Source organism: Paractinoplanes rhizophilus (genome assembly GCF_042664765.1).
GTDB lineage: Bacteria > Actinomycetota > Actinomycetes > Mycobacteriales > Micromonosporaceae > Actinoplanes > Actinoplanes rhizophilus.
Window position 1 is genome coordinate 24,589 of the sequence record NZ_JBHTBJ010000048.1, and the last position, 25,943, is coordinate 50,531.

Consider the following 25,943-nt stretch of genomic DNA (forward strand, 5'->3'; position numbering starts at 1 on the left):
AACATGAAGGTCACCGGATACCGCAGTCTGACGACCGAGCACGACTGGGGGCGGCTCATCGGCGACGCCAACGGGGTGATGCCGCGGCCGCGTACCGAGGTGCACGTGCTGATCCTGGAAACCGACGAGGGCATCGACGGCGTCGGCATCGGACCGCACGGCGACATCGGCAAGGTCTTCGACGCGGTGGAGGGGCAGGATCCGCGGGCGGTGTCGGCCCTCTACGACCGGATGCTCGCCCGGGTCTTCAAGACCGGGCACGCCGGATCGGCCTTCGGCGCGATCGGCGCGATCGACACCGCGTTGTGGGATCTCAAGGCGAAGGTCGCGGGCGAGCCCCTGTGGCGTACGCTCGGCGCCCTCGACCGGTTCGTGCCCGGCTATGCCTCCGGCCTCGACATCGCGCTCGACGACGACGGGCTCGCCCGCCTCTACCAGGAATTCGCCGCGCGCGGGTTCAGCGCCGGCAAGCTCAAGGGCGGCCGCGAGCTCGAGCACGACCTGCGCCGGCTCGGCATCCTGCGCGACGTGCTGGGCCGCAACTCGGCCCACCCCGCGCTGATGTTCGACGCCAACGAGTCCTGGAACCGCTCGCAGGCCGTACGATATGTGGCGGCCCTCGAGCGCAAGCTCGATCTCACCTGGATCGAGGAGCCGGTGCGCCGGTGGGACGCCGCGGGGCTCGCCTCCGTCCGCCGGGGCATCCGCGCCGCCGTCGCGACCGGCGAGAACCTCACCGGCCTCGAGCAGTACCGGCCGTTGCTGGACGCCGACGCGGTCGACGTGGTGCAGGTGGGCAACGTCTGGGGCATCACCCACTTCCTCCGGGTGGCCGCGGTGGCGCACAGCCACGACCTGCCGGTCAGCCCGGTGGCCTACCACACCAACCCGGTGGCGCACGCCGCGGCGGCCGTACCCAATCATCTGACCTTCGAGGTGCAGGGCCTCACGTCGCCGATCGGCCTCCGGGTGGATCAGGAGTACGACGACGGGGGAATCGTGCTCGGCGACGAGCCGGGCATCGGCATCCGGGTCGACGAGGAGCACATCGAGGCGGTCCGGGCCGCCGATCCGCCCGCGCACGACGACGGCCCGCACGTCCGCCCCCGCCGCGCCGGCCTGCGCCTGGTCCCCGACGCGGCACGCGATCTGCCGTGACGGCCACACTGGACAGCCACGTCCACCTCTGGGACCGGTCGGCCGATCCGCAACCGTGGATCGATCCGGCGACGATGCCGGCGCTCGACCGCGACTTCGGTCCCGGCGACCTGGAACGGATGCTGGACGCGACCGGAATGGACGCCGCCGTGGTCGTCCAGTCGAGCAACAGCGCCGGGGAGACCCGGCGCCTGCTGGCTCACCCGGCGCCGCGCATCGCCGGGGTGGTCGGCTGGATCGATCTCACCGCCGACCCGGCACGCCAGCTCGACGAGCTCGAGGCCGGGGCGTCCCGGCCGCTCGTCAGTGTCCGGCATCTGGTGCACCTCGACCCGGATCCCGGATGGCTGGCCCGCACCGCCGTCCAGGCCGGCATCGGCCACCTCGGGTCGCGCGGGCTGGCGTTCGACCTGGTCCTGCGGTGGTGGCAGCTGCCGCTGGCCACGTCGCTGGCCGGGGCACGGGCCGACGTCCGGTTCGTCGTCGACCACCTCGGCGGGATCGCCGACGCGGACGACACCGAGGCGTGGGCGGGAAATCTGCGCGATCTGTCGCGCTTGCCCAACACCTGGGCGAAGCTCTCCGGCCTGGCCGGGCTCGCGCACCGGGATCCGGACGGCCTGCGCCGGGCGGTGGACGTCGCGCTCGAGACCTTCGGCCCGTACCGGCTCATGTACGGCTCGGACTGGCCGCTCGCCGAACTGGGCGTGGGCGCCGCCGCCTGGCGGGCCACGGCCGGCACGCTGATCGCCGAGCTGAGCCCGGCCGAGCGCACGGCGATCCTCTCCGCCACCGCCTCGGTCGCCTACCGGCTCGGCCGATGACGGCCGCCTCGTCCCGTCGGGGTTCGCCGCTCCCGGCCGGCTAGGACCCGGTCTCGTCCCGGGCCGGCGCGAACCGGCGTCGCTGCCAGGAACCGATGATGTGGTCGCGCATCGCCTGTTCCGCCGCGGCGACGTCCTGCCGGGCGATCGCGTCGACGATCGTCGCGTGCTGGTCGAGCGTCGAGCTGAACGCGCCCTCGTACTGCATCCCGTGATAGCGCGTGCTCTCCAGCGCGCGCCGGTACAGCCGCTTGGTGATGTTCTCGGCCAGGCGGTTGCCGGAGAGCTCCATCACCGTGAGGTGGAAGACCACGTCCGCCTCGTTGAAGGAATCGCTCTCGTGCTGGCTCTGCCGCATCACCTGCAGCGCCTGCTCGATGCGGGCCAGCTCCTCGGCCGTCCGGCCGGCGGCCACCGCCCCGGCCATGGCGGACTCGAGGTTCCCCCGCACGACGGTCAGCTCGTCCAGCACCCCGAGCGTCTCGTCGTTGTCGATGAGCGCGGAGAGCACGACCGGGTCCAGCATGTTCCACGACCCGGACCGCGCCACCTGCGTCCCCCGGCCTTGGCTGACGATCAGCAGCCCCTTCTCCTCGAGCCGCTTGGCCGACTCGCGGATCACCGTGCGGCTCACGCCGAAGTGGTCGCTGAGCGGTCCCTCGGGCGGCAGCAGCTCGCCCTCGGCCAGCTGCCCGGTGACGATCAGCTCGACCAGCTCGGTCACGACAGCGACGCTCAGCCGCTCGGCCCGCCGCCGGGGCGGGAGCTTGAACGCGTCGGAAGGGGCCGTCATGGCTGGTACCTTACCGATCGATCCCGGCGGGTCCCGGCGGTCACGCGCGCCGGCATTGACATCCGTGCACGGCAATGCCAAATTCGGCTCCCTTGCCGACGTCCTCCACGGGGGAGGGACGATGCCGTTTCGATCCGTGCCGCCGCGGCGCGCCCTCGAAACCGCGAAGGCCGAGGTCGAACGGCTGGGACTGACGGCCGCGGAAGGCGCGTCCGGTCCGCGGCACGCTCCGGTCACCCAGGTCACGCTCGCCCGCGACGGCGCGGCCGTCGCCGACGGCTGGGGCAAGGGCGCGGGCGATCAGGGCGTGGCCAGCGCCTGGTTCGAGGCGCTCGAGCGGTACCTCATGTCCGCGCCCGGCAACCGGCGCTGGGAGCCGGACGGCCCGGTGCTGCTGAGCGCGCGGGAGGTGGCCGCGCAGCCGACGCTCCGCGCCGATCTGGTGGTACGGCGCTGGGCGCTCGAGTTCCCGTCGGCGGTGGCGGCCTGCGCCACGTACGGTGGGCCGGTCTTCTATCCGGTGTTCCTCACCGACCCGCGGTATTTCCGGTGGCCGGTGACCGGCGACGACGTGCGCCCCTACCGTGGGCTGTTGCGCTACTCGTCGAGCCTGGGCACGGCGGCCGGCAGCACGGTGGCCGAGGCGACCTATCACGGGCTCTGCGAGCTGATCGAGCACGACGGCTTCAGCCATGCGCTGCTGCGGTGGTACGTGGCCGGCGACCCGGCCGCCGACGAGGTGCCGGCGTCGGCGCTGACCGGCGGGCCGGCCCGGCGCCTCGCCGCGGCCGAGCGGGCCGCCCGGGCCCCGGTGCACCTGCTGGACGTGACGACCGACCTCGGCGTGCCGGTGTACGTGGCGGTCAGCCGCGGCCCGCGGAGCACCCGGATCGGCGTCGGCGCCTCGGCCTGGGCGAGCGACGCCGCCGAGCGCGCCGTCGACGAGCTCATCCAGTCCTGCGGGCAGCCGGCCGCCCGCGAGGCACGGGCGGCGGCGAAGCTGGCCGCGTGGCCGGCGCTGGAACGATGCGTCCGGCTGCCGCTCGCCGGGCTGCGGATGCGCGCGGTGCCGCTGCGGCCCGACCTCGGCGACGACTCGGCCGAGGGCGGGCTGGCCACGGTCGTACGCGCGCTCGGCGCTCGGGGGATCGCCCATCACGCCGCGGACATCGCGCCGTCCGGCTCGCTCATCGCGGTGACCAGCACCGTCGCTCCCGGCCTGGAGCGCTTCAGCCTGGTGCGGCACGGCGACCCGGTCCTGCCGACCGGCCGCGGCCGGCACCTGTGGCCGTCGCCGACCACGGCGGCGGCACGTTCCTTCTGAGGAGAGGAACGACATGCCGTTCGGCGTCGGTTGTGGGTTCTGCTGGTTCGACGCCGCGGCCTGGGGCGCGTTCTTCCGGATCGTCGGCAAGCCGCGCCTGGCCAGAGCCAACAGCGTCGTCTGGTCGACCGAGATCGTCATCGAGATCGCCGCACCGGCGGGCGCCGGCCTGCTGGCCGCGCTGGCCGACCCGTCGGCCGTTCTCGCCGTGGACGCCCTCACCTACCTGATCTCGGCCGCTCTGCTCGCCGGCCTGAAGACCGACCTCGACATGGCCGCCACCGGCCGCCGGATGTGGCCGGAGATCGGCGAAGGCCTGCGCTACGTCTGGGGCACGCCGGTCATCCGCACGCTGACGATCGCCGGCTTCGGCCTCCCTGGCGACCTTCGAGCTGGCGGTGGGCGCCCTGGCCGGGACCGGGGCGTTCGGGGTGGCGCTGGTGGCCTGGCCGCCGGCGCGTACGGCGTCCGGGCCGCCTATCTGTTGCTGGCCGTGCCCGCGGCGATCGGCCTGGCGCTCGCCGTGGCCTCACCCGTACGCGGCTTGCGCCTGCCGACCGACTGAGCGCGTCGCCCGCCGCACCGGCGTCAGCCGGCGTCGGTGACCCGGTAGTTGCCCTTCACGATGAAGAAGTCGGGGGTGGCGGCCGGGTCCGGGCCGCAGCCCGGGTTCGCGGCGGTGCCGGTCGAGAAGTTCAGCTTGTCCGCCACGACGGTGCCGTCGCCGTTGTCCTGGACACCGATGATCACGTACTTGCCGCGCTGCCAGCTGTTGGTGTCGCGGCGCGGGCCGCCGGAGAGCAGGATCTTGCCGGTCAGGTACGCGGTCTTGCCGTCGACCACGAGACAGCTCGACATGCCGGTGGCGTAGGTGCCGTCCGGGTAGGTGATGGTGAACGCGCCGAGCTGGCCGCGCTGGTTGCCGGCCGCCGCGAGGTAGGCGGTCGGGGAGCCGAACTGGCCGAGGGTGCCGGTGCCGAGCACCGACTCGACCTTGGTGGCGGCCTGGGCGCCGATCGCCGGCATCGCGGCGAACGCGGTCACGGCAGCGGCAGCGGTAAGCAGAATTTTGCGCATCGTCGTCCTCACGGGGTTGATCATCGGCTCCGGACGACTTTCTACCCGGGGCCGGTGACCCTGCGTAATGGCCCATACGGCCGGGAACCTCACCGGGTCGGTCAGCGCCGAAAACCGTTGTGGCACAAGGGGTTTCCGGTCTTCTTGGGGCTGGTGTGACTCGGCTCGGTGATGGCACGATCGTCACCGTGACGCCACATCCGCGTGCGCGACCGATCTTCCCGGCGCAGCTGTGATCGAAAAGCTGCTTCCCCCGGCCGTCGCCTGCGTCGAGGCGTTCGGCGACGTGCCCGGCGAGCCGGTGTTCCCCGGCGAGGAGGACCTGGTCGCCAACGCGGTGGCGGTCCGGCGCCGGGAGTTCGTCACTGCCCGGCGCTGCGCCCGCGAAGCGCTCGTACGTCTCGGCCACCCGCCGGTCCCGATCCGGCCCGGCGCCCGCCGCGACCCGCAATGGCCGCCCGGCGTCGTCGGCAGCATCACCCACTGCGCCGGCTACCGGGCGGCGGCCGTCGCGCCCCGGTCCGACCTCGCCGGCCTCGGCATCGACGCCGAGCCGCACGCGCCGCTCCCGGACGGCGTCGTGGACGTCGTGGCCGGCGCCGGCGAGCGAGCCGCCCTCGCCGAGCTGGCGCGCTCCGAGCCCGCCGTGCACTGGGATCGGCTGCTGTTCAGCGCCAAGGAGTCGATCTACAAAGCCTGGTACCCGCTGTGCGGCCGCTGGCTCGGATTCGAGGACGTCCGGCTGGACATCGCGGCCGGGCACGGCACCTTCACCGGCGACCTGCGCGTCGACGGCAGCCGGGTCGACGGCGGTCCGCCGCTGACCCGGCTGCATGGCACGTACCTGATCGACCGGGACCTCGTCGTCACCGCGGTCACCGTCGGCAGTTCCTGACCGGTCGCGGGGCTTGGTCAATCCCGGTGCCGCATCGGGCGTACGTCGGCCGGCGCGCCCGGCGGCCCGCCCGGCGTGGCCCGGTACTCCGGCACACCCACGCACGTGAAGATCAGGGCGTCCAGCGGCGCGCCGAGCAAGGCCGGGATCTCGCTGTCGAGGAAGGTCATTCCGGTCGCGCTCACCCCCATCGCGTACGCGAGGAGGTGCAACCGCCCCTCCACCAGCCCGGCCGCCAGTTGCGCGGCCCGGTACCCGCGGTCGTCCAGGTTCGCCACCTCGGCCGCGGTGATCACCACGAACGCCGCGTCCCGGCTCAGCCCCTGTTCCAGGCTCACCCGGTAGAGCTCGTCGCGCTGGTTGCCGGCGTGAATGGGGGTATCGAGATCGGGCCACCGGTACACCCCCGGCGCCACCCCTTCGACGTCGTGCACGGCCACGAACTGCGGCAGCTCGATTCCCCGTACGGCCACCCGCATCCCGATGGTGAGAACTTCGTTCGGCACCCCGCGAGCCGGGTCCATCCGCCGCTGGGAGCCGCGGGTGAGCACCACCGTCTCCACCGGCGCGCCCCCGGCGTCCGGCACGTCGACCGAGTCGCCCTCCGCCCACGGCGCACCCAGCACGGTCGTGTCACCGGCCCGCTGCGCGGCCGTTTCCAGCGGAAACTCCAGCGGATCGCCGTCGACCTCGCCGCCGACCGCGGGCCCGGCCGGCGTCAGCGCGGGCTGCCGCGGCCCGAGCCCGACCACGGCGACCGGCCATTCGTGTACGCCGTCCGCGCCGACCAGCTCGGTGACCGCCCGATCGGGGAACGTGGTGTAGAGCCGCGCCGGGATCCCCGCGGAGTGCGCCAGGGCCAGCGTCTGCGCCAGCATCGTGCCCGCGTCCCAGTAGATGTGCCGGTAGCCGCGCTCGCGGTACCGCCAGCCGGTCCGCCACGGCACGCCGGTGACCACCATCGCCACATCGCCGCCGCCCGGCGCCGGCGCCACCCGCACCAGCGCGTGCACGGCCGGGTCGTACCAGTGCACGCCGCCCGGAAGCCCCGGAACGTCCGCCGGGATCAGCACGTAGACCTCGAGCGGAAAACGCCCCCCGGCCGAGCCGGCCGCGCGGAACAGGTGCGTGATCCCGTTGCGGCGTTGAGACGTACGCACGACGCCGGCCGACAGGTACAGCAGCCGCGCAAGATGCGGCAGGTCAAGGTCGCCGCCACCCACCTTCGCGGTGCCGGCCAGCACCTCGATCGTCGAGGGCTCGGTGGACGGCAGATCGCGCGGCAACTCCACGCGCGGCAGGTCGTCGCGGTACCGCTTGTAGAACCAGGGAAAGCGATCGAAGTCGTTGGGCTGCAGATCCAGGACCAGGCGCGGGTCGGAGATGACGTCGTCCCACTCCCGTCCCGGCTCGTAGGAAGTCAGCCTGTGCAGAAGCTGGGTCGGTGTCTCCACCGCGCTGACTTTAGAGGTGCCGGGCGTCGGGCGCCCCTGGATAACCAAGGTGGATCAGCCCCGCCACCTGGACCGGCGCGACGATGCGGGACCACACTCAGTTGCATGACGATCGAACAAGAGCGGCTCACCCCGTGGCTGATCCACGATCTGCCAAGGATCGCCTGGATCGTGGAGTACCGCCTCGCCGAGCTGACCACCCAGGAGCGGCAGATCGTGCGCGACGCGATCGCCCGCATGCAGCGAGCCCTGGACCAGGACGCCATCTGACCGCGTGCCGGCTCGCTGCTACCGCTTGCTCCCGCCGTGGGGATGGCACGCCTACCCCGGCCCGCGCGCCGTTCGCGAGACGGCTAACGTCGTGCCTCCACACATGGCGGCACGACACCACGGGGCGCGAACAGAATGAGAACGTCGATGAGAGCCGCCGTCGTCGCGGCGGCGATGCTGCTGCTCGCCGGCTGCAGCGGCGACGGCGACACACCGGCCGGGAACGGCATCACCGAACTTCCGCCGGCCACGGTGATGGAGAAGTCGCTCGCGGCTCTGAAGACAGTGCCGTCATACCGAGTCGACATTCACACCGACAACGGCAACCTGCAGACGTCGACCACGATCGCCGTCGTCGGAACGGACCTCCGCGGAACCGTCACGAAGGCGGATGGAAAGTCCGAGATCCTCAAGGTCGGCGCGAATTACTACGTCGCCCCCGACGAGGCGTTCTGGAGCAATTGGTTCGACCAGCCCGAGCGGGCGCATGCCTACACCGAATACGCGCACGGCCGGTGGATCAAGGTAGCGAAACGCGACGACCTGATCCACACCTCGGGCCTGGACGGCGCGTTCGCCTTTGCGGAACGAAATGCGCTGAACGGCGCGGTCCCGCGCCACATGTCACTGGGCGAACGCAAGGACGTCAGCGGGGTTCCCACCATCACGGTGCTCGACAGCCGCAATGACCTGACGCACATCTCGGTGGCGACGACTGGTGAGCCATACCCGATCCGCTGGGACTTCGGCCACGGCGCCGTCGCCGACTTCAGCGGCTTCGGGACAACCTCCGCCGAGATCGAGGACCCCGCCGCGACCGAGGTCGTCGACATGGCGACCGTCATCCGGAGCAGCTGAGCCCGAGGCAGCGGTCACTCACGACCAGCGCAAACGGCTTCTCTTCGGGCTTCGCACCTCACCGTTACCCGCGCGCTGAGCCACTGGTCCGCGCACGGTCAGCGGCATGACAGTTTGGTTGCTGTCCGTTTGTTCGCCATTCAGCTGAATGCCTTGGAATCTTCAGATCCCGTGAAACTCATTGCCGGCTGGGATGATCGAAAATGGCGGGGCGGGGTCGATCTGCGGGAAAATGGTTCATGCGGCAGCTGCAGTTGTTCACCACGGCGCAATTGGCGACGATGCGCGACACCACGAAGCGCCGCAACTATTCCGCCGAGGCCGAGGAATTCCGCCGGGAGCATCAGCGGCATCGCGTTTGGGGCATGACACAACGCCACGCGCGGAAGCTGCGCTCGATTTACGGCCACATCCCGAGCGATGAGGAATTGATGGCCGCCTGGCACGATCGCGACGCCGCAGCGTCGGCGTCCGCAATGTCCGAGCAGGCAAACAGCCGGCCGCTAGTCCGGTCGGAGTCGACGCCCAGCATGCCGGAGCAGACCGTGCCGGAGACCGCCGTCGCGGAACGGGGCGCGGTGGGACGCCAGCCCGGCCTCGGTATCGGTGCCGGTGGCCAGGCCACTGAATCCGAGCCGGCGGTTGTCGCGGCGGTTCCGGTCCGGCGGGCCCCGGCGAGACCATGCCGCAACTGGTTTCGGGAAAGGGCCGGCCATTGTGGGTGCGTGGCGGAGACGCCGCCGGCCGCGGTGGGCAGCCGCTCAAGAGTTGGGAGCGCCCCCCGTTCGCGCCGTCGGCGGTGGTTCCTTACCGGTTCTACGTCTGCGGCGCTTGCTGACGCAGAGCCGGCAATACCTTGGCGCCGAAGGTCTCGATGAACGGCATCAGATCCTGCCCGACGTGATGCAGGTAGATGCGGTCGAAGCCGAGCGACGAGTACCCGCGTAGCCATTCGGTGTGTGCCTCGAGGTCCGCGGAAACGTTGACCACCTGGCGCACCTGCTCGATCGTCACGTTCTCGCTGATCACGTCGAACTGCTCCACCGTCTCGAGGTCCCAGCAGACCGGCGGCCGGAAGACGTTGCTGCGCCACTGGTCGTGGGCGATCGCCTCGGCCTCGTCCTCGGTCGGCGCCCAGCTCAGATGCACCTGCAGGCAGACCGGCCCGCGGCCACCCGCGTCCCGGTACGAAGCGATCATCGTGCGCAGGTGCTCGGCCGGGGCGTTGACGGTGACCAGCCCATCGGCCCACCCCGCGCACCAGGCGGCGGTCTTCGTGCTCACCGCGGCCCCGATCAGCGGCGGCGGCTCGGCCGGGCGGGTCCACAACCGGGCGCGGTCCACGGTGATCAGGCCGTCCCGGGTGACCTCGTCGCCGGCCAGCAGCGCGCGGATGACCTCCACCGACTCCAGCAGCCGTGCCTCCCGTACCTCTTTGCGCGGCCACGGCCCCCCGGTGATGTGCTCGTTGCTGTATTCGCCGCTGCCCAGCGCCGCCCAGAACCGCCCCGGGAACATCGCAGCGAGGGTTCCGATCGCCTGCGCGACGATCGCCGGGTGGTAGCGCTGGCCCGGCGCGTTGACCACGCCGAACGAGAGGTTTGTGGCCTGCAGCGCGGCACCCAGCCACGACCAGGCGAACGCGGACTCACCCTGCCGGCTGCTCCAGGGCGAGAAGTGGTCTGAGCACATCGCGGCCTCGAAACCGTGCCGTTCGGCCGCGATCACGGCGCTGAGAAGGTCGGCCGGCGGGATCTGCTCGTGCGAAGCATGGATTCCGTACTCGGTCATACCCGTGCCGATACCCCTGCCTCCACTTCCGCAACCAAACTACCGACCTCCCACCCGACGCATCGACCGAAGCTCGGCCTCGAACGCCTCGGTCAGAGCCCCAGCTTCGGGCGCACCCATGCGGCCAGCCTGCTGATCGCCTCGTCGGCGACCGGTGCGCGCCCGGCGGCCATCTGAAAGGTGTGCAGCTGCCCGTCGAAGATGTCCAGCCTGGCGCCGGTCAGCTTCGCGAGGCGCTCACTGTCGCCCCGGCCACTCTCGTCGGCGCCGCACTGCACGTAGACCGGCGGCAAGGTGGACAGGTCCGCGTGGAAGGCGTTGACCTGCGGCGCCAGACCGTTCGTCCCCTCGGGCAGATACTGCCGGATCAGAGCTTGCACCATCGGCCGGGTGAAGAACAGATCGGTTCCGGCGTTCGCCTCGTAGGATGTCGCGGTCTGCGCCGGGTCCATGTCGATCCACGGCGACAGCAGCACCAGCGCGGCCGCACCCGGCTCTCGGAGGGCGACCTGCACGGCCAGGCCACCGCCGCTGGAATCACCGGCAAGCGCCACCACCCGGGCGGACTCCGCCGCCCACCGGAACGCCGTGACGGCGTCCTCGATCTGGGCCGGATAGCGGAACTCGGGAGCCAGCCGGTAGGTGGCCAGCAGCACCCGTACGCCGGCCGCCTTCGCGAGATGCCCATACATCTTGCGGTGCGTGTAGAGCGACCCTCCGACGAAGCCGCCGCCGTGCAGCGCGACAATCACCCGGTCAGGATCCGCGCGGTGCGGAACCAGCCACATCGCCGGGACACCGCCCGCCGACACCTCCGCGTAGTCCAAGCCGCGCGGCTCGGCCGTCACGTCACCCCACTGGTCATCGTCGCCCATGTCCCCGGCAGCCCAACGGGCGTACATCTGCTTGATCGCGTCCATGCCAGTACAGACCAGGAACGTACCCGAAAGGAATCGCGACGTACTCATCTCGGCTACTTGTCCAATGAGACGATGCCCAAGGTGTCGACCCTCGCGCGCGTTCTGCTCGCCGTACTCGTGCTGTGCGCCCTGCTCGCCGCCGCGGCCTGGCTGTTTCAACGGCGCCTGATCTACTTCCCGGACCGGTCGTCGCCGCCGGCGGCGGACCGGGTGATTCCCGGCGCGCGCGACGTCACCCTGCGCACCACCGACGGGTTGTCGCTGACCGCCTGGCTGATCGAACCGCCACCGCAGACGCCCGGCCGGCCCTTGGCGGTGTTGGTCGCGCCGGGCAACGCCGGCCACAGGCTGGCTCGGGCCCCGCTCGCCGCCGCCCTGGCCGGCCGCGGCCTCACCGTGCTGCTGGTCGAATACCGCGGCTACGGCGGCAATCCCGGCAGCCCGAGCGAGGACGGCCTGGCCCGTGACGTCGAGGCGGCGCGGGCCTTCCTCCTGCAGCAGGCCGGCATACCGGCCGAACGCCTGCTGTACTACGGCGAGAGCCTCGGCGCGGCGGTGGTGACGGCGCTGGCGGCGAAACACCCGCCCGCCGGGTTGATCCTGCGGTCGCCGTTCAGCGATCTGGCCGCGGTGGGCCGCGAGCATTATCCGTTCCTGCCGGTGCGCCTGCTGGCCCGCGACCGCTTCCCGGTGGCCGAGGTGGTCGCGCGGGTTGCGGCGCCCACCCTGATTGTGTACGGCACGGCCGATGCGATCGTGCCGCCGCGGCAAAGTCTGGCCGTGGCCGCCAAGGCCGCGGGACCCGTGCGGGTCGTGGCGGTCGACGGCGCCGGTCACAACGACGCGTCCCTGCTCGACGGCGCCGAGCTCATCGACGCGGTTGCCGAGCTGGCCGCCGGCGTCAGCTGACCCCGGCGGCGCGAAGTGGTGCGGCGTGATCGGACCCGGCGAACGGTGAGCTCGCCCGGGCGAGGATGCCGAGCGCGGCCAGCAGGCACAGCCCGCCGACGGTGACGAGCACGGGCACGTAGCTGCCGGCGCTGGTGTAGAGCACGGCCGCGGCCAGCGGTGTGGCGGCCTTGGCGAGAGTGACGGGCGCGGCCAGGGTGCCGGCGATGCTGGCGTACGCGGTGGTGCCATAGCGCTCGGCCAGCAGGGCCGGGCCGGCGAGGCTGGCCACGCCGAATCCGATGCCGAAGCCGATCACCCCGAGGATTGCGCCCGGCCTGGTCGCGCCGGCCCAGGGCAGGCAGAGCGCCGCGGCGGCCTGCACGGTGAAGACGACGGCGACCACACCGGACAGACGCAGGCGCCGTTGGGCGGCGGTGAGAACGAGTCGTCCGGTGACGGAAAGAACGCCGAGCAACCCGGCGACGGTAGCGGCGAAGGTGGCCGGATGTCCCTTGCCGGCCAGGAACCCGACGAGGTGGACGGTCATGGTGCTCATCGCGGCGGCGTGCGCGACGAACGCGACAGCCAGCCACCAGAACCGGCCGTCGCGGGTCGCGGCCCGGATGAGGGCTCGCCGCCGCGCCGGGTCCGCCGGTCCGGCCGGGAGCGCGCCGGGTGGTGGGCGGCGCACGACGGCGGCGTGCAGCGGGACGGCGATCGCGGCGTAGCCGGCGGCGAGCAGCAGCAGGGTGGTGCGCCAGCCGTAGCGGTCGTTGAGCAGCCCGGTCAGCGGCATGAAGATGGTGCTCGCGAACCCGGCGACCACGATCATCGCGAGCAGCGCCCGGGGCCGTCGCTCGGCGTCGAACCAGGACACGATGACGGCGGTGGCCGCGTCGTAGAGGGCCATTGCCATCGCCGCGCCGAGCCCGGCGAACACGACGTACAACTGCCACAGCGTCTGCACCTGGGACCAGGCCACCAGCAGCCCGGCGCCGGCGGCCGAGCCGAGGGTCATCAGGGCGCGGCCGCCGTGCCGGTCGAGCCAGCGCCCGACCGGTACGGCCATGGCCGCCCAGGCGAGCACGGCGGTGGTGAGCGCGCCGGTGACCGCGGCCGGGGAGGCGTGCAGGCCGGCGGCGATCGGGTGGAGCAGGACGGCGAAGCTGTAGTACAGGCAGCCGTACCCGATGGTTTGGGTGACCGCGAAGACCGCCACCATCCGCCGGCCCGGCGCGGGATTGTGCATGGCCGGTCAGCCGCAGCAGCCGCCGGCCTGCTCGCCGGAGCCGGCGGGCACGTCGATGACGGTCAGCGGGGAGCGCAGCAGTCCGCCCGAGATGCCGGTGGCCAGGCCGACGGCGACGGGTTCGGCGGTCGCCGCGGGTGTGCCGCAGCAGCCGCCGCCGTCGGTGGCGAGGACGGGGTCGCTGTTGCAGACGCCGGTCTCGGGCAGGTCGAGTTGCACGTCGCGGGCGGCGACCCAGTCGCCGGCCAACGCCGCGACCACCGACCGGGCCTGCTCGTATCCCGTGGCGAGCAGGAACGTCGGCGCCCGGCCGTAGGACTTGACCCCGATCGCGTAGTACCCCGGCTCGGGCTGGGTCAGCTCGTCGACGCCGTGCGGCGGGACGGTGCCGCAGGAGTGCTCGTTGGGATCGATCAGCGGCGCGAGTGCCCGGGTCGATCCCATGATCGGGTCGAGGTCGAGGCGCAGCTCGGACACGATCGCATGGTCGGGCCGGAAGCCGGTCGCCGACACGATGCGATCCACCACGACCGTGCGCGTGCCGTCGGACACCTCGACGCCGTCCTCGACGATGGCGAGACGCTGGATGCCGAACCCGGTGAGCAGGGTGATCGCGCCGGATTCGACGTGCTCGCGCAGCCGGCCGCCGAGCGCGCCGCGGGCGGGCAGCGCGTCGGCGGTCTCGCCGCCGTAGGTGCGCCCCGGCGAGCTCGACCGGATCGCCCAGGTGACCGTGGTGCCGGGCAGTTTCGCCAGCGACAGCAGCGTGTTGGCGGCCGAGTGCCCGGCGCCCACGACCAGGACCCGACGGCCCGCGAACCGGTCACGGTCGCGGCCCAGGACGTCCGGGAGAGCATTGCTGACGTACGCCTCGGCAGAGTCCTCGCCGTGGGCGGGGATGCCCGCGGCGCCGAGCACGTTCGGGGTGTGCCAGGTGCCGGAGGCGTCGATCACCGCGCGGGCCAGGATGTCCTCCCCGGTTGCGAGCCGGATCAGGAACGGCGTGTCCGCGCGGCCGGCGGTGCGCAGCCGGTCGAGTCCGGCCCGGGTCACCGCGGCGACGCGCGCGTTGTAGCGGATGTGCGGCCGGAGGGCGGGCAGGTCGGCGAGCGGCTGGAGGTAGTCGTCGGCGAGCTGCGCACCGGTGGGCAGTTCCTCGTCGTCGGGCCGGGCCCAGCCGGCGTCGGCGAGCAGCTTCGCGGCGGCGGCGTCGATGTTGTAACGCCAGGGTGAGAACAGCCGGACGTGCCCCCATTCGCGGACCGCGGCTGCGGGTTTGGCGCCGGCTTCGAGGACGACGAAGGGCAGGCCGCGCTCGGCGAGGTGGGCGGCGGCGGAAAGGCCCACGGGTCCGGCGCCGATGACGGCGATCGGCAGGTGGTCGAGCTGGGTGGTCACGAGAGGTCTCCTGGGATTTAGTCGATGAGAGGGCTGCGGCGTTCGATGAACACGACGTCGCGCCATCGGTTGTCCTGGGCTCGGTGCCGGCCGACCCGCTCGCGGACGCCGACGGTGCGGAACCCGGCGGCCCGGTGCAGGGCGAGGCTGGCGGTGTTCTCGGGGAAGATGCCGGACTGGATCGTCCAGATCCCGGCCCGCTCGGTGGAGTCGATCAGCGCGTCGAGCAGCGCCCGGCCGACCCCGCACCCCCGTTCGGCGGGGTCGACGTAGACGGAATGCTCGACCACCCCGGCGTACACGGCCCGGCCGGACACGGGGGAGACCGCGACCCAGCCGAGCACGACGCCGGCGTCGTCGACGGCGACCAGGCGGTGTGCGGGCAGTTTGCTCGCGTCGAAGGCCGCCCAATCCGGCGCGGTGTGCTCGAAGCTGGCGTCCCCGCCGTGCAGACCGGCCTGATAGATGGCCAGCACCGCGTCGGCGTCGGCGGCCGTCATCGGCCGGATCGTCAGGTCACTCATGCGCAGCCTCCGGGCGCGGTCGGGGCCGGGCGGCCCATGACGACGTCGGCGGCGGACGGGAAGCAGTCGATGCAGGTGGTGTTGATCCGGTAGTGGCGGGCGTTGCCCACCGCCTCGATCAGCACGAACCGCACGTCGGCAAGCACCTTCAGGTGCTGCGAGACGGTCGACTGCGCCAGTGCCACGGCGGCGACGATCTCGCCGACCGGCATCGGTCGCGCCTGCCGGGCCAGGTACTCCACGATCTGCACCCGTGACGGGTCCGCGAGGGCCCGGAACCAGGACGCGTACGTCTCCGCGGTCGCGCGGTCGAGCAGGTCGGCCACCATCCACCCTCTTCATCGTCTATCGCCGATCAACGATGAAAGCTTACCGCTCGCCAGCCAGGCGGTGGCGACCACGAGGCGGCACACGGCGGCGAGGGTGACCGGGTCGACGCGGTCCGGGGTGTCGGCGGGACTGTGGTAGCCGCCCATGCCGGCCCCGATACCGATCGCGGCGAACCCGGCGGCGGCGTACCGGCGGTTGTCGGAGGCCATCGGCCCCGGCGCGAGCGGCACGCCGGTGTGCCGTCCCGCCTGATCGAGCACGGCGAGCAGGGCGTGCGCGGGACCACCGGCCTCGACCGCGGCGGCGGCGCCCAGCCGTCCGGCGCCGTCGACGTTGATGACCGACGGCCGCAGGGCAGCCTGCCGGAGCCGGGCGGCGTGGTGGGCGGAGCCGAGGGCACCGATCTCCTCGGCGTCCAGCACCGCGATGGCGAGCTCGGCCGGCATGACGGGTGCGAGCACGCGGGCGGCTTCGAGAATGACCGCGACGCCGGAGGCATTGTCGGATGCGGCGGGCTGCCGCAGCCCCGGAAGGTCACCGACGCCGTCGTAATGCGCAGTCAGCAGGAGACCGCCGTCGTTCGCGCCCCAGTGGCCGTGAAGGTTGGCCGCGGTGACGTCGGCGCGGCGGATCGGCGCCGAGGCTTCGAGCCATCCCCGGCCGGCGCCCGCGCTCTCGACCATCGCGGCGTGCGTGGCCGGGTCGAGCGTCAGGACCGGCAGGGGGCCGGGGTCGGGGCCGGCGAGGAGGGTGTAGTGCCAGCCGTCGGCGTCCACCGGGCGTGCGATCAGCAGCCCGGTCGCGGAGCCCGCTTGCCCGTACGCGTCGAACAGCGACATCGACGCCGGCACCAGCAGCCACCGCCCGGTGGGATCGCCGGCCCCGGCAATCCCGAGATCACCGCGCCGCCGGCCCGGCAGGTAAGCCGAGGCGAGATGCGGCGTCACCTGCCGGCCGAACGCCAGCCCGCGTGCGACAGCCCCGTCGTGCCAGATCGCCCCGGCCGCGGCATGTATCTCGGGCACGGCCCGGACTGCGAACGGGTCAGTGCTCACGTCCGCGTCGAGGCCCGTCAGGTGATCGCGGAGCCAGTCTCGCGCGGCGATGCCGCCCGCTGATCCGGTGCGCCGCCCGGCGAACGCCGCACTCGCGAGCTGGGTGACGGTCGCGGTCATTCGCGCCGGGTCGACCTGGGCGAGCAGGGCGTCGAGGCCGGTGGTCATCCGCAGCAGCCCTGGCCGGTGGCGACGGCGGTGGATTTGGCCGCGCTGCCGCAGCACGAGCTCTCCGCGGCGGCCTCGGCCTGGGTGCCGCAACAGGGCCCACCCGCAACCGGCTCCTGGAGCGTGAGAGTGGTCTGGGGTGGGTTGCCGCAGCAGCCGCTGGTGCCGGTCACCGCGAGGGCGTCGGCCGGGTCGCCGGCGAAGCCGCCGCCGACGGTGGTGGTGCCGGTGTCGCTCATGAGCTTTCTCCTCGGCGAGGATGCGGGATGAGCCAGCGGATCATGACGGCCTCCCGGATCGTGGTTTCGACAACCGTCGGATTTGACGTTTGTCGAAACCGAGGTTTGCACGCGGATTCGATGCATGTCAAGCTCGACGCATGTCGAAACCAGCCGCCACGGCAGACCTGCTGCCCCCGGCCACGCAGACCCCGTGCTGTCCGCCGATGGCCGCCCAGCGGGTTGAGCCGGCCACGGCCCTGCAGCTCGCGCCCGCATTCAAGGCCCTCGGCGACCCGGTCCGGCTGCAGCTGATGTCGATGATCGCCTCGGCCCCGGGCGGGGAGATCTGCGTGTGCGACCTCACCCCGTCGTTCGAGGTGTCCGGCTCGACGATCTCCCACCACCTCAAGACCCTGCGCGACGCCGGCCTGGTCGACGCCGAACGCCGCGCGAGTTGGGTGTACTACCGCGCCCGGCCCGGACTGATGCGCCAGCTGGCCACCCTGCTCGCCCCGGGCGACGACGAAAGCTAGTCGAGGTCGCGATCAACTCGCCGTCACCGAGCCTGGCCCGGATTCATCGTTTCCTCCCGATCACCGCGCCGTTCGCTCCCGCCGCCTCGAACCACACCGTGCGGACGTCCTCGAAGCCCGATTCGCGCAGCCACGCCTGGTACTCGGCCGGGGTGTAGTTGCGGCCTTCGGTCTCCACCGGCATGTTGAGGCTCATCAGAGCCGCCGGCGGCGGTCCGGTCCGCTCGTCGTCGACCAGCAGCTCGGCGATGATCACCCGACCGCCGCTCGGCAGCGCCGCCCAGCATTTGCGCAGGATCGCGCGGCCGCGGTCCGGCGCCCAGTCGTGCAGGATCATCGAGAGCAGGATGGTGTCGTGCCCGCCGGGCAGCGACTCGGCGAAGAAGTCACCGGTCACCGTCTCGATCCGGTCCGCCAGACCGGCCTCCTTGACCTTCGCGGCGGCGATGTCGGCGACCTTCGGCAGCTCGTAGACCGTCGCGGTCAGGCCGGGATAGAGCCGGCACAACTCGATGTCGAACGCCGCGGAGCCGCCGCCGACGTCGAGCAGCCGGCGCGCGCCGCTCAGGTCGGCGGCCTGGCCCAGCGCGCGGGCGGTGAAGGTCGACAGCGAGTGCATCGCTTCCCAGAACACCGTCAGCAGCTGGGGATCCTCGTCGTCGAACATCGAGCTCTGCCGGTCCGGATCCCAGGTGGTCGGGCGGTTCGTGCGGATCGCCTCGGTCAGCCTGCCCCACCCGGGGTACAGCCGCTGGTCGAGCATCTGCACGAAGCCGCCGAAGTAGTAGGGCTTGCCGCGGACCAGGAACTCCTCGGCCAGCGGGCCGTTGACGTAGCGGCCGTCGTTCTTGTCCAGCAGCCCGAGCGCGGCGCACCCGGTGAGCAGCATGTCCGCCGGTCGCTCCTCGATCGCGAGCGCCTCGGCCAGCTCCGCGACCGTCGTGCCGGTCGTGCCGGACAGGCGGGAGAACAGGTCGAGCTCGTGCGCGGCGGCGAGCGTCTTGAAGGCCCAGAAACCGGTCGCCAACTGCATCAACGGGACCGGCGACAAAGCGTTTCCGGTGTCCGTAGTCATGAAATCCTCCAATATCGGGATGCTCCGCTCCGACGCTACGGACAGCTTGGTAGCCTTGACAGGTCCAAATTTGGCCACGACGGACAGACCAAGTTCCCCGGGATCCCCGACACCGGCCACCGCGGCACGGGCAGGGCATCCTGGTGCGGTGAGCGGCGAACAGCGAACGATCGACGTCCCGGTTCCGCGATCGCAGACCGGGCCCAGCCCGCAGCATCTGCTCGCCACCGTGCTCGGTGAATACCTCGACTCGGCGGATGCCGCCCTGCCGTCGGCGGCGGTGATCGCCATCCTGGGGGAGTTCGGGATCAGCGAATCCAGCGCCCGGTCCGCCCTGTCCCGGCTGACCAGGCGCGGCCTGATCGTGGCGCGGGGCGACGGCCGCGTGCCGGTCTATCACCTCACGGCCGCGGCGATCGCCAGTCATCACACCCACATGCGGCGCTTCCTGAGCTTCGGCGCGCGTCCGCCGCAGTGGAGCGGCGACTGGACGATGGCGTCCTTCTCGATCCCGAGCTCCCGCCAGGCGTCCCGCCATGCGGTGCGCAAGGCGCTGAGCGCCCTGGGGCTCGTGGGTCTGTACGACAGCGTGTGGATCCGCCCGGGCACCGACGCCGAGGCGGTGCGCACGGCGCTCAGCCGAACCCTGCACGATGTCGGGGGAGCCCGCTGGTCGGTCATGCATGTCCGCTTCGACGAGGAGGCCGGCCCGCACGGCCCGGCCGCCGCTTACGACCTGGCCGGTCTCGCGTCGTCGTACCGGAACTTCATCGAGCGGTACGCGGACCTGCGGGTGGCCGTGCGCGACGGCCGGGTGGACGCGGCCCGGGCGCTGGTGGCCCGGACCTCCGTGATGGATTCGTGGCGGCGCTTCCCCGAGATCGACCCGGACCTGCCCGAGCATCTGCTGCCGGCGCCCTGGCCTCGCCGGCAGGCCCGGGACACGTTCCTGGAGATCCATGCCGCGCTCGGCTCGCCGGCTCGGGAGCGCCTCGTCGAGGTGGCGACACCGCACTGGCCGGACGCCGCTTCATGGATCACCTTCTTCACGGCCCAGTGACGCTCATCGATTGACACTTCTCGTTACTGCGGTAATAGTAACTGCATGATGAGGGAGGCCGGGATGAGAACAAGGACCAGGATCGGTACGGGATTGGCAACCATCGTCGTCTCGGTCGCCGCCATCGTGCTGACCATCGGCGCGTCGCCGGCCGACGCGGCAGCCGGTGGTTCCGGGCCCTATCCCGCCGACTACGAGACCTCGCCGAGCCTGTCCAACCACACCATCTACCGGCCGTCGAGCCTGCCGGCCGAGCGCATGCCCATCTTCGTGTGGGGCAACGGGGGCTGCGCCGCCAACGGCACCGGGCAGATCAACTTCCTGCGGGAGATCTCCTCGTACGGCTTCCTGGTCATCGCGAACGGCGCGCCGAACGGATCCGGATCCACCACGTCGTCGATGCTCACCCAGTCCATCGACTGGGCGTTCGCCGAGAACTCCCGGTCGAGCAGCAAATACTACGGCCGGCTGGACACCAGCAAGGTCGCGGTCGGCGGCTGGTCGTGCGGCGGCCTGGAGGCGTACGCCGTCTCCAACGACTCGCGGATCACCACCACGCTGATCTTCAGCAGCGGCCTGCTGAACGACGCCGACGACTATCAGCTCGCGCGGCTGACCAAGCCGATCGCCTACTTCATCGGCGGGCCCAGCGACATCGCCTACCCGAACGCCATCGACGACTGGGGCAAGCTGCCGTCCGGGCTGCCCGCCTTCATGGGCAACCTGAACGTCGGGCACGGCGGCACGTACGACCAGGTCAACGGCGGCGAGTTCGGCCGGGTGGCGGTGCTGTACCTGAAGTGGCGGCTGAAGGGCGACCTCACCGCCGGCGCCAACTTCGTCGGCTCCGACTGCGGCCTGTGCCACACCCAATGGCAGGTCCAGCAGAAGAACCTGACCCTCGGCGACGGCAACCCGCCGACCACGCCACCGGTCACGCCGTCCTCGCCGTCCACACCGCCCTCCTCGCCGTCCACACCGCCCTCCTCGCCGTCCGGCACCCCGGGCTGCACCGCGGCGTACACGGTGCAGGACCAGTGGCCCGGCGGATTCGTCGCCGGCGTCGTGGTCACCGCGGGAAGCGCCGGGCTCAACGGCTGGCGGGTCACCCTCACCCTGCCCGGCGGAGCGGCGATCGCTTCGGTCTGGAACGCCGTCAACACCGGCACGAGCGGCACGGTGACGTTGGCGAACCAGTCGTACAACGGCCAGGTGGCCCCCGGCCAGACCGCCAGCTTCGGATTCCAGGGCACCGGAACGGGCGCCGGAGCCACCGCCACCTGCTCCGCGAGCTGACCGATCGGCCGCCGTCGGCTATCGGGCAGGTTCGTGGCCGCGTCGCCCATCCAGCTGACTGGCCCACGTCACGGTCAACAATTGCATAGCGCAAAGATGGTTATCTGCAACGAGTGCGGGAACCAGTTCTCCAACGGATGAGGGGCTCAGAAGGAGATCGCATCGCCATGCCGCAGTGGCTGCAAGCCGGGGGATGGGGCCTGCTGGCCGGCTCAGCGCTGCTGGTCGGCGCGGCCGTCGGCTACCTCGCCAAGGTGCCGCGTGACATTGTCGCTTCGGTGATGGGCTTCGGCGCGGGTGTGCTCCTCTCCGCGGTCGCCTTCGAGCTCATCGCCAAGGCGGACGAACGCGGCGGGATGACACCCACAGTGCTCGGCGCCGTCGCCGGGGCGCTCGCCTACACCGGCTGCAACGTGCTGCTCGCCCGGCGGGGCGCCCGGCACCGCAAACGATCCGGCGAGCAACAGCCATCCGAGAAGCAGCAGGCCGGATCCGGGATGGCCATCGCACTGGGCGCCCTGCTCGACGGAATCCCCGAATCGATCGTCATCGGCGCCAGCCTGCTGGGCGGCGGCGCCGTCGGCGCGGTCACCGTTACCGCGGTCTTCATCAGCAACGTGCCCGAAGGCTTGTCCAGCGCCGCCGGCATGCGCCACGCCGGCCGCACCCCGCGCTATGTTTTCGGACTCTGGACGGCGATCGCCGTGATCAGCGGCCTCGCCGCCATCGCCGGATACGTCCTGCTCGGCGACGCCCCGGCCGCGGCGCTGGCTGCCGTGACGGCGCTGGCCGCCGGCGCGATCCTGTCGATGGTCGCCGACACCATGATTCCCGAGGCGTTCGAGAACGCGCACCTGTTGATCGGGCTGGTCACGGTGGCCGGCTTCCTGATCGCCTTCGGCCTGTCCCGGGCTGGTGAGTAACAGTATCGAGTATCGGCCTCGGATGGCCGGCACGGCACACGCCGTTCTTCCAGCGGACCGCAACCCGATGGCCGGAGCCGGCGACCGTGACGGACTGGTCCCCGGGGAGTACCGCTGGCCTACCTGCGGGATCCAGACGGTGCTGGTGATCGACGATTTCCACACCAACGATGACCGGCAGGTCCTCGACGAACTGAGCGCCCTGCTCCAGCGGGCTGACCCTGAGCCTCGACGACGTGACCACGATGGTCGACCGGACCGACGGCTGGGTCGTAGGCCTGCGCCTGGCAACAGCGTTCCTCGCCGGCGCCGGCGGCGTCCGTTCCATCGCCGACTTCGCCGGCGACATCCGTGGCGTTGCCAACTACCCGACCGATGAGGTCCTGATCGGGCGGGCCGCCACGGCAACGCCGGTTCCTGTTCGAGACCAGCATCTGTGAGCAGCTGTGCGCCGACCTGGTCAACGCCATCACCACGGACAGGGACGGCCAGCGCATGCTCGAGGACCTGGAGCTCGACAACGACTTCGTCATGCGGCTCGGTCCCCAACCGGTCTGGTTCCGCTACCACTGGTCGGCGGTGTGGTGCCAGTCGGCGGCGGCCACAAAGACGGGTCCACCCATCGGTGGACCCGTCTTCCGTTCCCGCGCACGGCCTAACTGATCGCCACCAGGCGCCAGTTGTTGTCGGCGCTGCCGTTGTCCGACTCCTGGACGATCTGCGTGCCCCAGGTGCTGGAGCCGTTGAGGATGGCCAGGACCTTGCCGCTGTTGACATTGCGGATCCGGTAGGAGCCGTCATTGTTGGGCACCAGGGTCCAGCGGTGGTCGGCGGTGCCGTTGTCGCTCCACTGCAGGACGCGGGCGTTGTCGGCGCCCGACATGTTCTCGACGCCCAGGACCTTGCCGCTGTTGACGTTACGGAACCGGACTGCGGTGCCGTCGGTGATCCGGACCCAGTTGTGGTCGGCGGTGCCGGTGTCGCCCCAGGCCACGGCCAGGCCGCCGTCGGCGGTGGACATGTTCCGCACGCCGACGACCAGGCCGGTGCCGACGTTGACCAGCTTGACCCTGTCACTGCCGGCGGAGCCGGTGTTCCAATAGACGACGTAGTTGAAGCTCTGAGCGTCGTGGAACGGGCCGATGTTCACGGCGGCGCCGTTCGCGGTCGCGGTGAAGGCGAGGCTGCCGGTGCTGGTCCGGGTGATCGAGGAAGCGGTCAGCGACGGGGCCGCCGACAGGGTCGTGTTTCCGTAGTTGCCGCACAGCACCGCCGGCCCGTACGTGATGGCCTGGAGATTGGCGTCGTCGTTGGCCGCTTTCATGATCACGCGCATCGGCAGTCGTACCGTGATCACATCGCCGGCCACCCAGGCGCGGGTGACGGTCGCGTAGCTGCCCGGTGCCGCGGCGACGTCCTGGACGGCGCCGTTGACGCTGATCACCGGGTTCGAGGTCCAGGACGGGATCCGGAACCGGATGCCCCACGAGCCGCTCATCGTGCCGGAGAGCGTCAGCGTGGTGGTGTCACTGACCGGGTACGTCGTGGACTGGGTGACCGTGATGCCACGCTGGCTCCAGGAGAGCGCCGATGGCACGTACAGGTTCACGGTGAGGGTCGTGCCGTTGTAGAAGTAGATCGAGTCGGTCAGCTTGGTGTTCGTCTCGATGCCGGTGCCCTGGCAGCACCAGAAGCTGTTGTAGTCGGTGGACCAGGTGCCGCCGCCCCAGGCCGGGCCCACGCCGCGCCGCCCGCCGGGTTTGAGCGGGGTGAAGTACGTGATGTGACCGTGGCTGTCGGCCGGGTTCTGCGCGCCGATCAGGTGGTTGAGCAGCGCCCGCTCGTAGTAGTCGACGTAGTCGGCCCGGCTCGGGTCGAGCAACCAGAGCTCGCGGGTCAGCTTCAGCATGTTGTACGTGTTGCAGTGCTCGCAGGTGTCGTTGGTGAGGTAGCCGGCGATCGCGTTCGGCGCCTTGAAGTGCTCGGCCTGGCTGTTCCCGCCGATGACGTACGTGTGCGCCGCCGTGATGATGTTCCACGCGTTGCCGGCGATGTCGCGGTAGCGGGTGGTGCCGGTGGCCTTGTACTCGCGGGCCGCGCCGACAAGCTTCGGGAGGTTGGTGTTGGCGTGTTTGCCGTTGAGCTGGTCCTGGTTGGCGGCGAGCGGGTCGAAGATCGCGGCGTGGTCGAATCGCTGCGCCGTGCTGAGCCAGCGTGCATCCCCGGTCTGCTGATACAGGTCGGTCAGCACGGCGTTCATGCCGCCGAACTCGGTGTTCAGGACGGTCTGCATCTGGCTGTAGCTCAACCGGCCGGTGCGCCAGTCCACCCAGCCGGCGAAAGCGAGCAGCACATCGCGAGCTTGGGTGTTGCCGATGCAGCGCCAGACGTCGAGCAGGCCGGCCAGCGTCTTGTGGATGCAGTAGTAGGACACGGCGACCGGCGTGCCCGCTTCGACAGCGTTGATGTCGGACTCGGGGAAACCGGAAAGGTAGCCGGTGTTGAACCCGGCCGCGCCGTTGTTCGCCTGGCACTTGGCCAGTTCGGCGACCATGTAGTTGGCTTTGTTCCGGCATGTGGTATCGCCCAGCACCGCATACGCCTGGGCCCAGGCGGTCAGGAAGTGGCCCTGGATATGGCTGCGGAACGGAAAGCTCGGGGCGTCCCAGCCGCCGTTCGTGGGAGCTCCGTTGGTCGACAACCTGTGGTTGGCCCGGAACACGTAAAGGAGACGGTCGACGTCCACGAATCTCAGGTAGTTCAGGGTGCGGGTCTGGTTGTCCATGAACCGGCCGGCCGACAGCCTGACCTGGCCCAGGTCGAACGGATACGCCGACACACCGACGTCCGGCCGGGCGGGCGAGATCACGGCCGCGGCGGCTGCTTGCGCCGGCCGGAGGGCGGCGCCGCCGGCGACGGAGGCCAGCGCGCCGGCGCCGGCGGCTTGCAGCAGGCTGCGGCGACTCAGAGGTGGAGGCATGGAGAACTCCAAGACATGGGGATGGGGGAGGGCGGAACCGCGCAGTAGAGGGTTGCTTAGTTAACGTTAACAACCACTTCTGGCATGTTACGGCCGCGCCCCTCGTCACTCAAGGAAACATCGTTGAGTTGTTGTTTCCGACGCCGGTCGATAGTCCGCGGACCAGGAAAGGTGATGACATAAGGCCAGGTAGGCGGGATATGCCGCGTTCCATATCGGTGTTCACCACGGCATTTTTCCAGATGGCGTAAAAGACCCTGCGGCAAACGGTTTCCCGAATGGTGGTCCGGCTGTGAATATTCAAAGTACCGCCTGACCCGCGGTGTGCGTGCCGTTGCCGAAGGCGCACTTTGTTGGCCCGGACACGACGGCCGCCATCAACTCCCGGTCGCCCACCGACCAGGTCGAAGGGCGCGCATCGCGAGGTGGTGAAGCGTTTCGCCGGATCGCCGTAGAAGGCCGGACCGAGAGGTGGCTGCGCAACTCCGGCAGATCCCGGCTCCGGCAGGGCCGGCGATGACGTTCAGGCGCGGCGGTCCGCGGCCGAGATTCCGGGACGACCACCAGCACCGCTCCGGCAGGGACTGCTGTCCGTGCCGGACCGGTGCTGGAGCAGCTCGTGAGCGCCTTCGCTACCGATGCCCGGTCACCGACCTGGGCGACCCGCTCACCGGGTGGCGGCCGACGGCCGTTCGGCGCCGGCGAGCGGGTGACCCAGGCCCTGATGGTGGCGCTACGGCGTGGTGACAGCGAATTGGTTGACGGTGACGGAGCCGCCGAGCGCGTTGGTGGCGTAGTTGAAGATGCCGTACCGGTAGCCCATGAAGAATTGCCAGTCGTTGTTGAGCGTGAAGGCGGGCCCGAGGGGTGTGAAGG

The 25,943-nt window shown here is 71.2% G+C and carries 27 protein-coding genes; 14 read left to right on the plus strand and 13 right to left on the minus strand.

Annotated elements, in window-relative coordinates; all coding sequences use genetic code 11:
* Window positions 1-3: 3 nt before the first annotated feature.
* Window positions 4-1,158: a mandelate racemase/muconate lactonizing enzyme family protein gene (locus ACFQS1_RS35585; protein ID WP_378976515.1), complete on the plus strand. Its 1,155-nt coding sequence runs from the start codon at window positions 4-6 to the stop codon at window positions 1,156-1,158.
* Window positions 1,155-1,982 (plus strand): amidohydrolase family protein, encoded by an 828-nt coding sequence (locus tag ACFQS1_RS35590; RefSeq protein ID WP_378976517.1) that lies wholly within the window; start codon window positions 1,155-1,157, stop codon window positions 1,980-1,982. Before ACFQS1_RS35585 ends, ACFQS1_RS35590 begins: the two co-directional genes overlap by 4 nt.
* Before the next feature lie 40 nt (window positions 1,983-2,022).
* Here ACFQS1_RS35590 and ACFQS1_RS35595 read toward each other — a convergent pair whose 3' ends face one another.
* Window positions 2,023-2,775 (minus strand): FadR/GntR family transcriptional regulator, encoded by a 753-nt coding sequence (locus tag ACFQS1_RS35595; RefSeq protein ID WP_378976519.1) that lies wholly within the window; start codon window positions 2,773-2,775, stop codon window positions 2,023-2,025.
* A gap of 121 nt (window positions 2,776-2,896) precedes the next feature.
* On the opposite strand from ACFQS1_RS35595, the gene ACFQS1_RS35600 reads away from it, so the two are divergent.
* Both ACFQS1_RS35600 and ACFQS1_RS35605 read left to right on the plus strand, forming a co-directional pair.
* A complete protein-coding gene (locus ACFQS1_RS35600; RefSeq protein ID WP_378976521.1) occupies window positions 2,897-4,099 on the plus strand; it encodes a YcaO-like family protein in 1,203 nt (400 codons plus the stop codon).
* 13 nt (window positions 4,100-4,112) lie between these two features.
* On the plus strand, window positions 4,113-4,664 hold the full coding sequence (locus tag ACFQS1_RS35605) for an MFS transporter (protein ID WP_378976523.1): 552 nt from the start codon (window positions 4,113-4,115) through the stop codon (window positions 4,662-4,664).
* A 23-nt stretch (window positions 4,665-4,687) separates the two neighbouring features.
* Here ACFQS1_RS35605 and ACFQS1_RS35610 read toward each other — a convergent pair whose 3' ends face one another.
* Window positions 4,688-5,188 (minus strand): hypothetical protein, encoded by a 501-nt coding sequence (locus ACFQS1_RS35610; protein WP_378976525.1) that lies wholly within the window; start codon window positions 5,186-5,188, stop codon window positions 4,688-4,690.
* A 220-nt stretch (window positions 5,189-5,408) separates the two neighbouring features.
* Between ACFQS1_RS35610 and ACFQS1_RS35615 the strand changes: the two genes are divergently transcribed.
* Entirely contained in the window at window positions 5,409-6,071 is a 663-nt protein-coding gene (locus tag ACFQS1_RS35615; protein WP_378976527.1) for a 4'-phosphopantetheinyl transferase family protein, read from the plus strand.
* Window positions 6,072-6,088: 17 nt separating this feature from the next.
* Here the strand turns inward: ACFQS1_RS35615 and ACFQS1_RS35620 are convergent, their stop codons facing one another.
* Window positions 6,089-7,525 carry a nitroreductase family protein gene (locus tag ACFQS1_RS35620; RefSeq protein ID WP_378976529.1) on the minus strand — a complete coding sequence of 479 codons (1,437 nt, stop codon included), beginning with the start codon at window positions 7,523-7,525 and terminating at the stop codon, window positions 6,089-6,091.
* Between the two features lie 105 nt (window positions 7,526-7,630).
* Here ACFQS1_RS35620 and ACFQS1_RS35625 point away from each other — a divergent pair, with 105 nt between their 5' ends.
* Together ACFQS1_RS35625 and ACFQS1_RS35630 are read left to right on the plus strand one after the other, a co-directional pair.
* Entirely contained in the window at window positions 7,631-7,795 is a 165-nt protein-coding gene (locus ACFQS1_RS35625) for a hypothetical protein (protein WP_378976531.1), read from the plus strand.
* A 147-nt stretch (window positions 7,796-7,942) separates the two neighbouring features.
* Window positions 7,943-8,653: a hypothetical protein gene (locus ACFQS1_RS35630; protein WP_378976533.1), complete on the plus strand. Its 711-nt coding sequence runs from the start codon at window positions 7,943-7,945 to the stop codon at window positions 8,651-8,653.
* 816 nt (window positions 8,654-9,469) lie between these two features.
* Here the strand turns inward: ACFQS1_RS35630 and ACFQS1_RS35635 are convergent.
* Window positions 9,470-10,444, minus strand: a complete 975-nt coding sequence (locus tag ACFQS1_RS35635) for a TIGR03885 family FMN-dependent LLM class oxidoreductase (protein WP_378976535.1) — start codon at window positions 10,442-10,444, stop codon at window positions 9,470-9,472.
* Window positions 10,445-10,536: 92 nt separating this feature from the next.
* On the minus strand, window positions 10,537-11,412 hold the full coding sequence (locus tag ACFQS1_RS35640; RefSeq protein WP_378976537.1) for an alpha/beta hydrolase fold domain-containing protein: 876 nt from the start codon (window positions 11,410-11,412) through the stop codon (window positions 10,537-10,539).
* 24 nt (window positions 11,413-11,436) lie between these two features.
* On the opposite strand from ACFQS1_RS35640, the gene ACFQS1_RS35645 reads away from it, so the two are divergent.
* Window positions 11,437-12,273: an alpha/beta hydrolase gene (locus tag ACFQS1_RS35645; protein ID WP_378976539.1), complete on the plus strand. Its 837-nt coding sequence runs from the start codon at window positions 11,437-11,439 to the stop codon at window positions 12,271-12,273.
* Here the strand turns inward: ACFQS1_RS35645 and ACFQS1_RS35650 are convergent.
* The 6 genes from ACFQS1_RS35650 to ACFQS1_RS35675 are packed head-to-tail and all read right to left on the minus strand — an operon-like array spanning window position 12,266 to window position 17,218.
* Window positions 12,266-13,504 carry an MFS transporter gene (locus ACFQS1_RS35650; RefSeq protein WP_378976541.1) on the minus strand — a complete coding sequence of 413 codons (1,239 nt, stop codon included), beginning with the start codon at window positions 13,502-13,504 and terminating at the stop codon, window positions 12,266-12,268. The two genes, ACFQS1_RS35645 and ACFQS1_RS35650, sit on opposite strands and share 8 nt — an antisense overlap.
* Window positions 13,505-13,510: 6 nt before the next feature.
* Window positions 13,511-14,902 carry an FAD-dependent oxidoreductase gene (locus ACFQS1_RS35655; RefSeq protein ID WP_378976543.1) on the minus strand — a complete coding sequence of 464 codons (1,392 nt, stop codon included), beginning with the start codon at window positions 14,900-14,902 and terminating at the stop codon, window positions 13,511-13,513.
* A 17-nt stretch (window positions 14,903-14,919) separates the two neighbouring features.
* The gene (locus tag ACFQS1_RS35660) at window positions 14,920-15,426 is read right to left on the minus strand and encodes a GNAT family N-acetyltransferase (protein WP_378976545.1); all 507 of its coding nucleotides are present in this window, start codon (window positions 15,424-15,426) and stop codon (window positions 14,920-14,922) included.
* On the minus strand, window positions 15,423-15,755 hold the full coding sequence (locus tag ACFQS1_RS35665) for an ArsR/SmtB family transcription factor (RefSeq protein ID WP_378976547.1): 333 nt from the start codon (window positions 15,753-15,755) through the stop codon (window positions 15,423-15,425). The genes ACFQS1_RS35660 and ACFQS1_RS35665 overlap by 4 nt, the downstream gene beginning before the upstream one ends.
* A gap of 9 nt (window positions 15,756-15,764) precedes the next feature.
* On the minus strand, window positions 15,765-16,979 hold the full coding sequence (locus ACFQS1_RS35670) for a M28 family metallopeptidase (RefSeq protein WP_378976549.1): 1,215 nt from the start codon (window positions 16,977-16,979) through the stop codon (window positions 15,765-15,767).
* Window positions 16,976-17,218 (minus strand): hypothetical protein, encoded by a 243-nt coding sequence (locus tag ACFQS1_RS35675; RefSeq protein WP_378976551.1) that lies wholly within the window; start codon window positions 17,216-17,218, stop codon window positions 16,976-16,978. The genes ACFQS1_RS35670 and ACFQS1_RS35675 overlap by 4 nt, the downstream gene beginning before the upstream one ends.
* A gap of 140 nt (window positions 17,219-17,358) precedes the next feature.
* Here ACFQS1_RS35675 and ACFQS1_RS35680 point away from each other — a divergent pair, with 140 nt between their 5' ends.
* Entirely contained in the window at window positions 17,359-17,733 is a 375-nt protein-coding gene (locus ACFQS1_RS35680; protein WP_378976553.1) for an ArsR/SmtB family transcription factor, read from the plus strand.
* Window positions 17,734-17,776: 43 nt separating this feature from the next.
* On the opposite strand, the gene ACFQS1_RS35685 is transcribed toward ACFQS1_RS35680, so the two are convergent.
* On the minus strand, window positions 17,777-18,808 hold the full coding sequence (locus ACFQS1_RS35685) for a methyltransferase (RefSeq protein WP_378976555.1): 1,032 nt from the start codon (window positions 18,806-18,808) through the stop codon (window positions 17,777-17,779).
* Window positions 18,809-18,956: 148 nt separating this feature from the next.
* Between ACFQS1_RS35685 and ACFQS1_RS35690 the strand changes: the two genes are divergently transcribed.
* The 5 genes from ACFQS1_RS35690 (at window position 18,957) to ACFQS1_RS40710 (ending at window position 22,750) form a co-directional block, all read left to right on the plus strand.
* Window positions 18,957-19,868, plus strand: a complete 912-nt coding sequence (locus ACFQS1_RS35690) for a PaaX family transcriptional regulator (protein ID WP_378976557.1) — start codon at window positions 18,957-18,959, stop codon at window positions 19,866-19,868.
* A gap of 63 nt (window positions 19,869-19,931) precedes the next feature.
* Window positions 19,932-21,164: a cellulose binding domain-containing protein gene (locus ACFQS1_RS35695; protein ID WP_378976559.1), complete on the plus strand. Its 1,233-nt coding sequence runs from the start codon at window positions 19,932-19,934 to the stop codon at window positions 21,162-21,164.
* Window positions 21,165-21,331: 167 nt separating this feature from the next.
* The gene (locus ACFQS1_RS35700; RefSeq protein ID WP_378976561.1) at window positions 21,332-22,087 is read left to right on the plus strand and encodes a ZIP family metal transporter; all 756 of its coding nucleotides are present in this window, start codon (window positions 21,332-21,334) and stop codon (window positions 22,085-22,087) included.
* A 236-nt stretch (window positions 22,088-22,323) separates the two neighbouring features.
* Complete coding sequence (locus ACFQS1_RS35705) at window positions 22,324-22,527, plus strand: hypothetical protein (RefSeq protein ID WP_378976563.1); 204 nt, start codon at window positions 22,324-22,326, stop codon at window positions 22,525-22,527.
* A 16-nt stretch (window positions 22,528-22,543) separates the two neighbouring features.
* The gene (locus ACFQS1_RS40710; RefSeq protein ID WP_465263235.1) at window positions 22,544-22,750 is read left to right on the plus strand and encodes a winged helix-turn-helix domain-containing protein; all 207 of its coding nucleotides are present in this window, start codon (window positions 22,544-22,546) and stop codon (window positions 22,748-22,750) included.
* On the opposite strand, the gene ACFQS1_RS35710 is transcribed toward ACFQS1_RS40710, so the two are convergent.
* On the minus strand, window positions 22,743-25,067 hold the full coding sequence (locus ACFQS1_RS35710) for a beta-L-arabinofuranosidase domain-containing protein (protein ID WP_378976565.1): 2,325 nt from the start codon (window positions 25,065-25,067) through the stop codon (window positions 22,743-22,745). The genes ACFQS1_RS40710 and ACFQS1_RS35710 overlap by 8 nt on opposite strands.
* Window positions 25,068-25,943 lie beyond the last annotated feature (876 nt).